Annotated in this window: 9 protein-coding genes and 2 pseudogenes; 5 read left to right on the top strand and 6 right to left on the bottom strand. The window is 42.7% G+C overall.

The window, feature by feature from the left end; translation table 11 throughout:
- Positions 1-8: 8 nt before the first annotated feature.
- Positions 9-302 (top strand): hypothetical protein, encoded by a 294-nt coding sequence (locus SNR28_RS08740; protein WP_375748823.1) that lies wholly within the window; start codon positions 9-11, stop codon positions 300-302.
- 29 nt (positions 303-331) lie between these two features.
- Here SNR28_RS08740 and SNR28_RS08735 read toward each other — a convergent pair whose 3' ends face one another.
- A complete protein-coding gene (locus SNR28_RS08735; RefSeq protein WP_375748822.1) occupies positions 332-1,054 on the bottom strand; it encodes a carbonic anhydrase in 723 nt (240 codons plus the stop codon).
- Between the two features lie 409 nt (positions 1,055-1,463).
- Here SNR28_RS08735 and SNR28_RS08730 point away from each other — a divergent pair, with 409 nt between their 5' ends.
- A complete protein-coding gene (locus SNR28_RS08730; RefSeq protein ID WP_375748821.1) occupies positions 1,464-2,081 on the top strand; it encodes a PolC-type DNA polymerase III in 618 nt (205 codons plus the stop codon).
- 146 nt (positions 2,082-2,227) lie between these two features.
- On the top strand, positions 2,228-2,416 hold the full coding sequence (locus SNR28_RS08725; RefSeq protein WP_375748820.1) for a hypothetical protein: 189 nt from the start codon (positions 2,228-2,230) through the stop codon (positions 2,414-2,416).
- 101 nt (positions 2,417-2,517) lie between these two features.
- On the opposite strand, the gene SNR28_RS08720 is transcribed toward SNR28_RS08725, so the two are convergent.
- Both SNR28_RS08720 and SNR28_RS08715 read right to left on the bottom strand, forming a co-directional pair.
- Complete coding sequence (locus SNR28_RS08720; RefSeq protein ID WP_375748819.1) at positions 2,518-4,212, bottom strand: methyl-accepting chemotaxis protein; 1,695 nt, start codon at positions 4,210-4,212, stop codon at positions 2,518-2,520.
- Positions 4,213-4,408: 196 nt separating this feature from the next.
- Positions 4,409-4,933: pseudogene (locus SNR28_RS08715) on the bottom strand (LysR family substrate-binding domain-containing protein); the annotation flags it as partial.
- Positions 4,934-5,562: 629 nt separating this feature from the next.
- On the opposite strand from SNR28_RS08715, the gene SNR28_RS08710 reads away from it, so the two are divergent.
- Positions 5,563-6,873 carry a C45 family autoproteolytic acyltransferase/hydolase gene (locus SNR28_RS08710; protein ID WP_375748818.1) on the top strand — a complete coding sequence of 437 codons (1,311 nt, stop codon included), beginning with the start codon at positions 5,563-5,565 and terminating at the stop codon, positions 6,871-6,873.
- A 235-nt stretch (positions 6,874-7,108) separates the two neighbouring features.
- Here the strand turns inward: SNR28_RS08710 and SNR28_RS08705 are convergent.
- The 3 genes and pseudogenes from SNR28_RS08705 to SNR28_RS08695 form a co-directional block, all read right to left on the bottom strand.
- Positions 7,109-8,444: pseudogene (locus SNR28_RS08705) on the bottom strand (IS1182 family transposase).
- A 525-nt stretch (positions 8,445-8,969) separates the two neighbouring features.
- Positions 8,970-10,334, bottom strand: coding sequence for a serine hydrolase domain-containing protein (locus SNR28_RS08700; RefSeq protein ID WP_375748817.1), 1,365 nt, complete (start codon positions 10,332-10,334; stop codon positions 8,970-8,972).
- A gap of 354 nt (positions 10,335-10,688) precedes the next feature.
- Positions 10,689-11,336, bottom strand: a complete 648-nt coding sequence (locus tag SNR28_RS08695) for a MurR/RpiR family transcriptional regulator (RefSeq protein ID WP_375748816.1) — start codon at positions 11,334-11,336, stop codon at positions 10,689-10,691.
- A gap of 189 nt (positions 11,337-11,525) precedes the next feature.
- Here SNR28_RS08695 and SNR28_RS08690 point away from each other — a divergent pair, with 189 nt between their 5' ends.
- The gene (locus SNR28_RS08690) at positions 11,526-12,929 is read left to right on the top strand and encodes a PTS fructose transporter subunit IIC (protein ID WP_375748815.1); all 1,404 of its coding nucleotides are present in this window, start codon (positions 11,526-11,528) and stop codon (positions 12,927-12,929) included.
- The last annotated feature ends 63 nt before the right edge of the window (positions 12,930-12,992 follow it).

The raw sequence follows: 12,992 nt of genomic DNA, 5'->3' as shown, positions 1-12,992 counted from the left end.
GACTATATATGGTGCTTGTCAAAAGTTTAGTGAGACAGTGCTTCCATAAAGAGCGTCAGTTGAACAAAGATTACATACGTAACCTTCAGGTAGCAGGAGAGGTGCTTATGATTAGAGAGTTCGATATATGGTCAGCGAGGGATGGAGCCGTCGCAGTCAGGGAAGTCCGAAAGACCGATGTCTGCGATGCAGATGCTCCCACAGGTTTTTGTACCTACGAGGGGCGGATAACGGCAAACAATAAGTCCGATGCTCTGAACAAATACACGGCAGAACATCCGTTATACAAACGGGCCAGCTAGTTCAAAGATGAATTAGCTGGCCTTTTAACTTATGACTTGTTAAACATGACCTTACGGGCATAAATGTCCTGAATCGGACGATTGTTGTTGCCCATTGCTTTATTCAACGTTTCTTCTTGATTGGTTGAAAGAGTCTTGGTCTCACTCAGAATAAACCAGCGAACACCTTCAGAGCATGGTGGTGTGGTTAGAGACCCATTAAAGCGATAATAACTGTTGTAAGTTGGAAGCATCTCAGATATCGCAAATGGCTCTATAAGTGTCGTCGCCTCTCCTTCTTCAGGCAGGTTGGTACTGAGCTTTGTTATCTGAGAATTCGGTTTATCTATCTCAAACATCACAGAGACTACTGCCAAGTTCCCCTCTTTATCTACGTGTACAAAATGAGCTTCCAGCGGGTACTGCTTGTTGTGGATAAGGTTCTCCGATGGTGTATGAAAGTGGAACTGTTTCAGCTCAAACATTTTATTGTCCACAGTTAAGGTGTTTTTTCCCTCAACTTTTGCTTGAAGTGTATGACCGTTATTAATCATACCAATGACTTTTCCGTCGTAATCCAGATTTAGGCTCTGCATCTCACCCTGAACAGTTTCAGAAATATTGATCGGACTTTGATTCTTCCCTGTTTCACAGGTTTTGGAGATTTTCCCCCAATACTCTGGGCCCGTATGTTCGTCATACCCCCAGTCAGAGGCGTGTACATTGCATGTTAATAAGCTAGCCAATAACGTTGTAATGATGGTTTTATTCATCGTATTATCCTTACTTTTTGTTTTATAAGTATTTGATATGTATTTATATTTATTTGTTCTTGAAGATAAGGATGAACTGTAGGTATCGCAAGGAAAGCTAATTGTTCAGTTTTAGAGAGTTTTACTCGATATAAAAGCCTCAGACGAATCAGAGGCCTTTGAGGACAAGAGATTGGTAGAACTATTTCTCCGCGAGTTTTATCTGTGAAGTTGATTTTCGTTGATTGGAGAATGAGATCTTTATCCATTTTAATAAAGAAAGATTCATTAGAATCACAACCACTAATGCGGGGAACCCTCCTAAATTAGACATCATTTTGATCCTGCCGCCACCTCGTTCTTTATCTGCATCTTGAGAAAACTTGAGTATAATGTCGCACTCTTTTGTTTTCTCTCGGATCATATCTACATGCAATCATCAGCTAAATCTGTCATCGTTCTCGACTTCGAAACCACTGGTCTCTCTCCAAATATGGGTGATCGGGCCATTGAAATCGGTGCGGTAAAGTTAGTAGATGGAGAGGTGACGAATACATTTCAGCAGCTTATGAACCCTGGGTTCAGAGTGAGTGGCTTTATTGAGGGCTACACTGGAATCACCAATAACATGTTACGTGATGCTCCATCATGCGAAGAAGTAATGGCAGAATTTGCCGAGTTTATAGGTGACAGTGCTTTAGTGGCTCACAATGCATCATTTGATAAGCGATTTTTGGATGCGGAACTTGAAAGAGTCGGTGCAACTTATCCTGGCCAGTTTGCCTGTTCAATGCTCATTGCCAGGCGTTTGATTCAGGATGCGCCTACCCACAAGCTTGGGGATCTTGTTCGTTACAAAAACATTGAGAATGATGGCACTTTCCACAGGGCGTTGGCAGATACTGAGATGACAGCAAGATTATGGATACTGATGGTGGAAGAGTTAGAACAACAAGGAATTGCGAACCCAAGCTTTGAACTGATGCAGAAGATAAGTAAAACCAGCAAGTATGCCGTAGCCTCCCTGCTTAGAAAGCATGTGGAATGACCTGATATCCGGCTCCGCAGAACTTATAAATTTTTTAAATAGATATCACCTATTGAAGCTATAGAACTAATCGTTTTTACTTATTTCAAGGTCCGGTCAATAATAAACCCAAGTCAGCAAACAATCATGCAAACAAGGGGTGGAATATGGTACAGCTAGGACTTTCTTCAATGGATATTATTTTGGTCGCAGCATTAGCAGCGACATCTTACTTCGCAGCGAAATCGAGCACTTCGGTCAGGTCTGAAAACAGAGTGACAATGATGAACAGTGGTTGGGCTGAGTCGAAAGGCGAATATCCAAGAGGTAACTTTATGGTAGGTTTCAAAGCTTAAAATGCCAGTGATAAACAGTAATACTTAGGCACACGCATAGCGATATGGTGTGCCTTTGTCGTATTTAACCACTCTCATCTTCGTTCGAATAGTCAGTATGGTTAACTGACTTCTCTCACTTTAAATTGCCCCATTACACGTCGTAGCTCGACAGCGAGCTGAGAGAGTTCTTCACTGGCTCTGGCATTTAGTTCAGAACCCGATTGAACCTCGGTACCCGATTGGTTAATTGAAACCATGCTACGATTTATCTCTTCCGCGGCGGCCGATTGCTGTTCACAGATGGTGGCAACTTCAATGTTCTTTAGATTTAACTCTTCGATTGAATTGTTCACTGATTCCAAGATGGAATGACATTGTGTCGCCTGATTTGAGCTTGAGTTTGCCATCATACTTGTCTGTTCAATGGTATTGGCCGCGCTGGTGGTTTTGGATTTAAGACTTTCCACAAAATGCTGAATGTCTGAAGTCGCACTTTGTGTTTTCGTCGATAACTTCCGAACTTCGTCAGCCACTACAGAGAAACCTCGACCTTGTTCTCCAGCTCTGGCGGCTTCTATCGCTGCGTTGAGTGCCAACAGGTTAGTTTGTTCAGCAATCTCATTAATATCCGCGACAAAGTCTACGATTGCATCACTTTGCTCTCTCGCTGCAATAACATCTTCAGAGGCTTTGTTTATTTGCTCAACTAAGCTTTGAATATTGTCCAAATTAGTCGATACCGCTTCTCTGCCGTTAGATATCTGGGTCTTCGCACTTTCAGTTTCTAATGCTGTGGTACTTGTGTGATCGGCAATCTGCTGAATCGTCGTGGCCATTTCATGCATCGCGGTTGTCACTTGATCTGTGTTTTGATGCTGCTCTGTAATGAGCTCATTTGCCTGTTCAGCGGTTACCGCCATTTCCGTAGCGGCTGAAGAAATTTCTGAAGAGGAACTAAGAACCTGATAAATGGTGCTTTCTAGTTTTCTTGCCATATTGTGCATGCAGTTTAACAACGCTGAAATCTCATCTCTTCCGCTGTTTTTCAAAGAAATTGTGAAATCACCTTCTGCCATTTTGTTTGATGCTTCAACGGCTTTTCGAAGCGGTTTGGTCATAGCGATGATATAGAAGTAACTAATTAGCCCACCAACCAGTACGCTTATGATTCCTATGGTTGCCATTCCACTGATGGCATCCAACTCATGCTTTTCAACCAGTAACAAAGCGCGTTCGGTGAATTTTTCTATCCCAAAAAGAAACGATTCTAAATGATCAAGCAGTTCCCTTTGCAAAGCATGCAAAGAAGAGAGTTGCTGTTGGGCTAAACTCAGGTTTCCTTGCTCAATAGACAAGAGAAACTCATTCGCTAAGTTTTCATAGTTCAGGTGTTCTTCTTCCAGTTTGAGTAACGATTGTCTGAGAGATTCTTCTTCGAGTCTCAGTTCTTCCGTTAAAGCATGTAGAAGCATCTGATCAAGAAGATGTTCAGCTTCTTTTAGCTGTACATCAATAGACTTGTTTAGGTGCTCTATCTGAATTCGCAAATCATGGATGCTGGAGAGGTTTTCGTCTTTGAGTCCTGCGACCTGAATCGCTCGCTCCAGAAGTAGGGCTCCCTCGAACTGCTTAGAGGTGATATTGGTAGTAAGCTCTGTGAGAGGAATGTCTTCAGTGATGATGCCGTGGAGTTCATCACCTATTTGCTTAAGTTTTAAATAACCAAACCCGGCAATTCCCGTCATCATAACTAAGAGTATGCCGACCAGAGTGAGTATCTTGGCTTTGATACTCAACTGACTGAGAATGTTCATATTTTACCTGCCGTCTAACTGTGTCGTTTAATATGTTATTTTTATAATTTATAGTTTGTTACATATATGTAACTTTATTAACTATAGAACAGTTAAGGCAGATGGCTACCCAGAAAGAAGTAACTTAATTTTATTTATTTTTGCCGTTCAACATGTGTAATGCCAGCAAATGAAACTTCAATAAGTGAATTGAGATTTAAGTTTTCTCTACATGCGCTACAAATCGTTGTACTACGTTGTTTTCTAAGGTTGGGTTCCATATCAATCCAACATCCCACTGTGTCATTTTTCCTTTTAGAGGGATAAGACGAATGTTTGGTTGGCATATATTTATAGAGCTTGAAGGAATAATTGTGTAGCCAAGTTTTGCGGAAACGAGTGCAAGAAGAGTCAGAATGTCATCGGCTTCCTGCGTGGCGTTAAGAATTAGGTTTTTGTGTAATAAGAACCGGCTTATCTGTTGATGCAGTTGTGCACCTCTCGCTGGACTCAGTTGTAAATAATCCAGATGGGAAATGGATTGCAAGATATTATTCAAATCAATAACTTCATCCTTGTGAATGGCCACGGAAAGGGTATCGGTTAGAAGCTTGATACCTTTTAAGGGGGATTTCAGGTTTTGTAATCGGGTGAACCCTATGTGTAGTTCACCAGATAACAGTTTTTGTTCCTGAACCGATGCAGGGAGATCATTCAGTGTCACATGAACATTGGGATATAGAGATTTGAAATGAGCTCAATCCTTATTTGGCGCGTTTCTCAAATAAGTAATTGAGAGTAGCTTCTACAAAGAAACATTATGTCCGGCACATGAGCCGTCGGGGTTTTGGTTGTCGCACTTTTCAACAGTGAGGAAGTGGATGCCTCTTTTTTGCATCGCTAGAAAACCTTCTCTGACTGTTTGTGGGCCCTGGTGATGTTGAAATAGCTCGGCCAACTCTTCGTCAGAGAGAGATAGTAAATTGCTAATGCATATGTGCTGGTGGTATTTCGTTGGCATTGCTTTATTTTTGGGTGATTAATTTACGCGCAGAAATTGTTATAAATTTAAACGTATCAGAGAGCTAATGCTTTATGTCAGCTTAATGTTAAAAGCCCAATCCTGCCTGAACTTCTTCGCGAATGGATCTATTGCTTCCCGCCTCTACACACACTAACCAGCCTAACTCAACAACGTCATCTAATAACCAACTATTCGAAAATCGAATAGTAATTAATTTATGCTATTCGAAATGTAGTCGTAATATAGAGCCATCCAAACGACAGAATCGAGCAATAAAAAGGAACTGATTCCTCACCAGGTCGTAATTGTTAACAAATTTTAAACTCAATCAATTAGAGATGAAGAATATGAAGAAAACAATACTTGCATCACTTATGGCTCTAAGCGCTTCTGGTGCTTTTGTTTCAAATGCTGCTTTTGCTGGTATTCCACCAGTAGAGCACCAGGTAACTATTTCAAACGATACATCTGAGTTCTTCACTGTTGAAGTGTCAGGTACAAGCTACGAGCGCGGTTATACGCACGGTAAAGAGCTTCGCAAGGTTATCCGCCACGCTGTAAACCGTTTTAAATACGACATGGTTAGCAATCTGCTTAGTACTCTTGGTACTGACCTGAAATATGCTGACTTCCACAACCATATTTTCAACAATACAGGCCTGCTAGAAACAGCAAAAAAAGAAGTGCCAGATCTAGTTGAAGAAATGCAAGGTATTGCTGATGGTTCAGGTCTTACGTTTGAAGAGATCTTTGCGTGGAATGCAACATCTTACGATGCAATGTTCTGGGTAATTGAAGACATGACAGGCATTGACCCAATGCTTGCAATGGAAAAGGCACAACATGGCAGCGCAATTCCAGGTCATTGTTCACACGCTTCTGTGTGGGGCGATAACAAGGCATCAGTTGGTTACACACTAGATTGGATCCGTGCGATGGAAGGTTCACAGAGCCTAATCAAACACGTTAACGATGATGGCTCAGTCATCCTGATGACAGCGTTTGCTGGCATGGTTGGTGGTCACGGTATCTATGCAACAGATGGTGCGGCTCATACTTTCAGCCCGCACTCTAAGTTCCAGCTTGAGCACAGCATGAACGGACTTGCGCAGATCTTTGTTTATCGCAAACTGCTTGAAGCTGGCTCAGTAGACAACGGTATTCAGTTCTTAAACAGCATCAAGCCTGCAGAGGGTTTGACTTACACGCTAACTGACTACACTGGTACTCGCGCATTTGAAGTGTCAGCAAACAAAGTTGTTGAGTTTAAGATGGATGGAAACCAAATGGTTTCAGCAAACGTTGCTCGTGTGAACAACGATCTTAGCTCTAGCTACAAAGCTGATTTAAGCCTGAATGGTAAGAAAATCGATATGACTGATTTACCAGCAACGTACTGGGAGTACAACAAAGATAGTGTTGAGCGCTTTAAGCTATTAAGCAGCAACACCAAAGGCAAAACGCCTGCTGATATGAGCCCTGAGAAGTGGACTAAGATTTTCAGTCAAAAGCCGGTTAACAAGCCAGTTGATGAGAAACTGGAAACATCTAACTTCTGGCATGTGGTTGAGATTGACCAGGAGTACATTAACTACCATGTTGCACCGAGCAACCCAGGTAACATCGAGCTTGAAAGCTACCGTATCAAGTACAACTAAGCTGAGTAGTACTAAATAGAGTTACGATAGCAACAAATGCCAGTCAGTTGTGCTGACTCAGATTGCTGACGAACCCCACCTTTCGGTGGGGTTCTGTTTTTGTAGCGGCCGTAGGCCGCGATCGCGATATTCTTTTAATATCTTGGTTAATCATGCAGCAAGAGGTTTTGGAGTCGATATTAGGCTCTATTTAGGCGTTTAGGCTTCGATTTGAACGTATTTTATCGGTAATGACTCATACCAAGACCATCTTCTTGATGTTTTGCGCAGCCGCTGCCAGCCAACATAGCATCTGTACTTTTAACAACCTTCTGAACTTGGCATATCGATGTCCATGGTGTTGTTCGCATCAGTGAAGCTCCTTTCCACTGTTTCACTTCTTCTCCGATAAGTTCTCTTACCGTAAGGGAGTAACCTCATCAGGCTGGCGTTGTCCAATGCCTTTGTGTAGATATGTCGGGTGACGACCTTCTTCATATTTTGGCTGGAGGTACAACTTGGTCTAAGTGGGCATTCCTTACATTCTTTGGGATTAGAGTGATATTCCCTGTAACCCGAGCGACTGGTTGTTTTGTAGATAAGCTCTTGTCCTGCCGGGCAGCGATAGGTGTCACTCTCTTTGTTATAGATGAAGTGTTTCTTCTTAAACGCATTCTTAGTTCTCGATGGCCTGCGGTAGCCGAACACACCGATTATACCTCTACGCTCAAGGCTTTCTGCAACTGGTGCAGTAAAGTAGCCCGCATCAATACCGACAGCGATATGATTAAGCTTAAACTGCTCAAGAGTGTAGTCTAATCGATTGATATACGGTTGTGAGTCATTGACGTTCCCTGGTGTCACATGCGTATCGACAATGATGCCATGGAGTCCATCAACTGTACGGTGGTCCAGGTAGAAGAAGCCTTGCGGTTTATTGTCACGAGTCATAAAACCGCTGTCTGGGTCAGTCTTACTCACTTTTGTGTTCTTGAGCTTAGGTGCATTGTCGAGTTTTTTTAAGGCTTTTTACCTTCAGATTCGCGGTCTTTCGCGACATCTTCATTCAACATCTTTATGTAAGCGCTGGTACGAACTTCCTGAAGCTCATTACGGTGTTTGTTTTTATTCGCGTTCGCCTTGAGATGGGTGCTATCGGTAAATAACTCTTGTCCTGCAACCAGTCCTTTGTCCATCGCTTGCAACACAATATTGGTAAAGATACGTTCAAAAATGTCCGTACCATTGAATCGACGAATTCGGTTTTGACTCAGTGTCGACGCATGGATGACCTTTTCAGTCAGTGACATTCGTAGGAACCAACGGTAGGCAACGTTGACCTCTATCTCTTTGACCAACTGGCGCTCACTTTTTATGCCGAAGATGTAGCCCAGCAGAATGATTTTAAATAAGCGGACTGGTTCTACTGGTGGATGGCCATTATCTTTGCAATAGGGGTACGCTACTTCGTTTCGGATAAACTCGAAGTCGATAGCTTTATCGATTTTACGTACAAGATGGTCTTTGGGAACAAGCTGTTCCATCGTCACCATTTCAAGTTCGTATTGCTGGGGAGTTGGTTCTTGAAGCATGTCGGGATATCCATATTTCCTATACCCCTATTAGATCAAAGGACTAGCTTGATAGCTAGACCTTTGTGTACTTTGTCAGCAGTCTGAGTCAATTATGCTGACAGGTATTTTTTTAAGTGGATATTTCTGTGGCCTCAGCAACATAGTTCCATTGGTAACGCCCCGAGACCAGAGTTTTGTCATCCTTTTATCCATCGATCGGCTCACCACCTTTCTCAGCCAGTTTTCTGGATACCCCTTGCACCATTTTGCCCTTTGCTGCGGTCAAAAACCTTCTGAATCTTGGTGTCAGATCTTGGCAATTAGCTTCTCAGGCTTGTCATTATTCACTTTACTGGTAATTGTACTCAGTTAACTCAGTGCCCTAAACCGCAGGTGCAGTTCAACAACTAATACATGGAGGGGATTTTAGGAGGGAGGTAAAGCCTGTTATCAACTCATTTTCAAAGTGCATAAAAAATCCGATATCAGGTAACCAATATCGGATTCTTACACGTTGATAGGATTATTTAAATGATCCGTTTGTTAATCAAGGGCTTCAAAGATCGTGTAAATAGTATCAAACACATAAGTCATCACCATCACCTGACCAGATGGTTCGCGATAGTTACCCGTGATAGCAATGATATTGCCAGTCTTGTGGTCAAATGCTGAATATTGACCGTTAACACCGATCATTGTTGATATTTTACGACCTGTTACTGGGTGCTCTACAGTACGCCATTGGTTTTTGTAAAACGCATTTGGTGAAATATCTTTTTCGTAAGATACTTTAAGCCACGCTTTTTTAACGACGTCATCACCGTTCATAACCTGCTCGATAAGTTGAGGAGGCAAAACTTGCTCACCTTTCCAGTTTTTACCACCGTTAACCATCAAGTATGAGCCGATAGCGAAATCACGAGTAGTTGCATTTAGCGAACCAGAAGCTGCGCTTTCCTTTAGGTAGTTAGTGTACAAAGCAGCATCAGAGTTAAAACCTGCTTTGCTCCACAAGTTCTTTTCAATGAACTCTGAAAGAGTCATCCCCGAAGTGCGGACAATAAGCTGACCCAGGACTTCAGTGTTCATGTCTTTATATTCGTACGCTACACCTTTCGGGTAAACGGGCTTCACGTTCTTAGCGAAGTACTGAAGATACTCACCAAAACTCTTTAGCTCACCTAATGCATCAGGCTTAGGTATTACCGTACCATCTTCTTTAGTGATATGACCGTTGTAACCAAATACAGATGGCATTGAGCTATCCCAGGAGCCAGATGCCCCAGCCCCAAGATTACCCCAATGATAACCTTCACGGTTAGCGGGTAAGTTGATAATTCCAGAAGTCATATCTGCAAAGTGTTGAATCTCAATGTTCCCCCAAGGAGTACCACGAAATTCTTCTATATACTTTCCAACTGGCTCAGACATGCTGAATAACCCTTGCTCTTGAGCAATAAAAGCTGCCATGGAAGAGAATGATTTACCTGCACTCATTAGATGAAACAGTGTGTTTTTATCAGTACCATTCCAGTAATCTTCGGCAATGATTTCGCCTTTTTTGTTCATGACAACATAACTAGAGATAGCACCACGATCACGCATTACATCGTAAAGGCTAATTTTTTTGTCAGGAACCATACTAGGTAGCATGATTTTAGATACATCAAGGCCACCAACCTTTTTAAGGGGCATCTTGTCACCATGACTCATAATCGCATGGTTATGGTAAAGGTGTGCATCAGCCATAGTGAAAGGCATCAATCGAGCTTCTTCCCAGTTAGCAACACCAGCACCATAAGCATTTAGATTAGCTTCCATTTCGGCATTCGGTTCATGATAAGTTACAGCGTGAGCACCAAAAGCCGTTACGAGACCGATAGTGAAAGCCAATACTGATTTGTTCATAACATTCCCTCATTGTAAATGTCGTAGTATTGTTTCGTAGATGATAGGTCATATATGTCACTTTTTCATTTTGCGCGCTTCCGGCAACGAAAAGTGCAGTTGGTACAACCTTTTAGTGCTTTGCATGCTAAGACCGCCTCTATTTCAAGGCAAAACAATTGAACTTAGAATTAATTAAAAATAAGTCTTATCGTAAAAGAGTACCCATACGTACCATCGTAATAGTCCGCATCAACAAGTTTAATATCAATGGTTATGGATACGTTTGCTCAAATACTCTGTGCTGCGTAGTAAACTGATCGTATCAATGAAGCAATGGGGTATTTTGGTACCGCATTTTATTGCCGTTAAAAGCTAAAACTCCAACAAAGCCTTACCTATAAAATCCACGACTTCAAGGATCTGGATCTGAGATTCCCGGTGATATAACGAGATACCATCAACTTGTTCTTCTAGCGCAATGTTTATATGGCTAATCTGATCAAGTGTGGAACCTTTGAAACTTACTGCCAGCACTTTGAGACCTTTGCGCTTCGCATTTTGTGCCATCTCAACAACCGCTTTAGTTTCCCCGGACTTACTGACCAGCAAAACCGTACCGCTATTTGCACACGTTAGCTGGTGGATATCTGTGATAACCAGATGGGGGATATTTGCCAGAGATAAGAACCTTGAAAGATAGTTGATACTGACAATGGAAGCGCCTCTTGAGTAGAGGTATACAACGGGTGAAGTTTTTAGTGTACGTGCCACTGTTACGATTTTTTCAGAGTTGTCCGTGGAGCTATCTACGGTACTTGTTGTTTTATTGAGATCGTCTGCTAGGCGATACCTAAGCTCTGTGTAGCTGGCATAGCCCATCTTCTTACACACCCTGTTTACAGAGGTGGTTGTCGTCAATGCTTCGTTCGCAATCGTCTTTGCAGAGATCTCCGGTAAGTCACTAGCATGACTGATCAGATACTCATAAATGTTGCGCTCTATACCTCTGAATGTGTTCATAGATTCTACTAGTATTTAATAAGAGTTCGGGTACTTAAGAAGTACCTCGTATTACGCTCGAAAATGTCACTTAATTCTTTGATGTGTGTCACAGATGTATCGTGATACGTAAGTTGTACGATGAAACAATATCTAGCAATAAGTCGTCTGAATATACTGCTGGCAGAACAAATACACAGGTAAATTTCGATGGCAAAGAAAAAACTGGTCGCTGTAACCGCCTGCCCTACAGGTATTGCGCATACATTTATGGCTGCCAAGAAAATTGAGAGTTGGGCTGAAAAGAACAACTACGAAGTAAAAGTTGAAACTCAGGGTAGTGATGGCGTTAAAAACCGCCTGACTGCTCATGACATTGCTACTGCTGATGGTGTAGTACTGGCAATTGACGTTCCAATAATGGACATGGAACGATTTGAAGGTGCAAACCCACTTAAAGTACGCACTCAGGAACTGATCAAGAACTTTAATGATCTTCTGCCTACCGTATTCAGCCGTGGCAAAGAGAAATCGAATGCTTCAGAACATATTGTTGAAGAGAAACGTTCTGCGTATCAGGTAGCCATCGGTCATATTATGACGGGCATCAGCTATATGCTTCCGGTCGTGGTACTGGGTGGATTGCTAATGGCGGTTGCCAAGATTACCGGAGAGTTTATTGATATCTCCGGTACGCCAATTCAGACGCTGGATAAGCTTGGTTTTATGACCATCAAGTTTATGTATCCAATCTTCGCAGCGTATCTTGCTTATTCCATTGCGGGTAAACCGGCTCTGGTTCCGGCCTTTATTGGCGGCATAATGAGTGATGAAGTTTACAAGCGCTTCTTCGATCTTGAAGGCTGGGCCCCTTCCGGCTTCTTCGGTGCTATCGCTATCGGTTTCCTTGTTGGTTATCTAGTCCGTTATCTGAATGACACCATTAAGGTTAAACAAGAGCTGACAACACTCAAAACCATGCTGCTGGTACCAGCGGTAACTGGTGTGGTGATGGTGCTTGCGATGGAGTACGCCATCAACCCATTCTTTGGTGCGGTCAATATCGCCATGATCAACCTGTTTACCGAGGCGGGCGATGCAGGTCGTGGTGTTTACTCTATGGTAATTGCAGCGGGTACGGCCTTTGACCTTGGTGGCCCTATCAACAAAGCGGCTGGGTCCGTTGCCCTTGGCCTGAACGGTATGGGTGATGGTTTCGACCTTATTGCCCGTGAGTTGGGCATTGTTATTCCACCTATCGGTGTTGGTCTGGCTGCATTTTTGGATGGCAAATTCCGTCGCCGTGTCTTCTCTCGTGAAGAGCAAACTATTGGTAAGACTTCTTTGATGCTTGGCCTGATTGGTATCTCGGAAGGTGCGATTCCGTTCATCCTTAAGAACCCTAAGATGATTCCTGTCATGATCCTTGGCTCTATCATCGGTACTCAGCTAGCTGTTGTACTCAATGTATACCAAAGCCTGCCGCTTCCTGCTGTATGGGGTTGGTTCCTGTCATCGGATCCGGTGAGCTACACCATTTCGGTCCTTGTCGGTTCAGGCTTTATTGCCGCAGCACTACTGCTGTGTACCAAGCCTGAGTCAAGCAAAGCATAACAACACATAAGCCGGGCAAGTTCCGCCCGGCATCTCCAAACTGAATTAACTATTTAAGAGAGC

This window comes from Vibrio iocasae (assembly GCF_042245395.1).
Taxonomy (GTDB): Bacteria; Pseudomonadota; Gammaproteobacteria; order Enterobacterales; family Vibrionaceae; genus Vibrio; species Vibrio iocasae.
Note: the sequence above shows the minus strand (reverse complement) of the source record. Positions and strands in the feature narration are given on the sequence as shown.

Excerpts from the sequence above, each read along its gene's own strand:
- SNR28_RS08740 (WP_375748823.1), top strand. The coding sequence starts at position 9 with ATGGTGCTTGTCAAAAGTTTAGTGAGACAGTGCTTCCATAAAGAGCGT.
- SNR28_RS08735 (WP_375748822.1), bottom strand. The coding sequence starts at position 1,054 with ATGAATAAAACCATCATTACAACGTTATTGGCTAGCTTATTAACATGC.
- SNR28_RS08730 (WP_375748821.1), top strand. The coding sequence starts at position 1,464 with ATGCAATCATCAGCTAAATCTGTCATCGTTCTCGACTTCGAAACCACT.
- SNR28_RS08725 (WP_375748820.1), top strand. The coding sequence starts at position 2,228 with ATGGTACAGCTAGGACTTTCTTCAATGGATATTATTTTGGTCGCAGCA.
- SNR28_RS08720 (WP_375748819.1), bottom strand. The coding sequence starts at position 4,212 with ATGAACATTCTCAGTCAGTTGAGTATCAAAGCCAAGATACTCACTCTG.
- SNR28_RS08710 (WP_375748818.1), top strand. The coding sequence starts at position 5,563 with ATGAAGAAAACAATACTTGCATCACTTATGGCTCTAAGCGCTTCTGGT.
- SNR28_RS08700 (WP_375748817.1), bottom strand. The coding sequence starts at position 10,334 with ATGAACAAATCAGTATTGGCTTTCACTATCGGTCTCGTAACGGCTTTT.
- SNR28_RS08695 (WP_375748816.1), bottom strand. The coding sequence starts at position 11,336 with ATGAACACATTCAGAGGTATAGAGCGCAACATTTATGAGTATCTGATC.
- SNR28_RS08690 (WP_375748815.1), top strand. The coding sequence starts at position 11,526 with ATGGCAAAGAAAAAACTGGTCGCTGTAACCGCCTGCCCTACAGGTATT.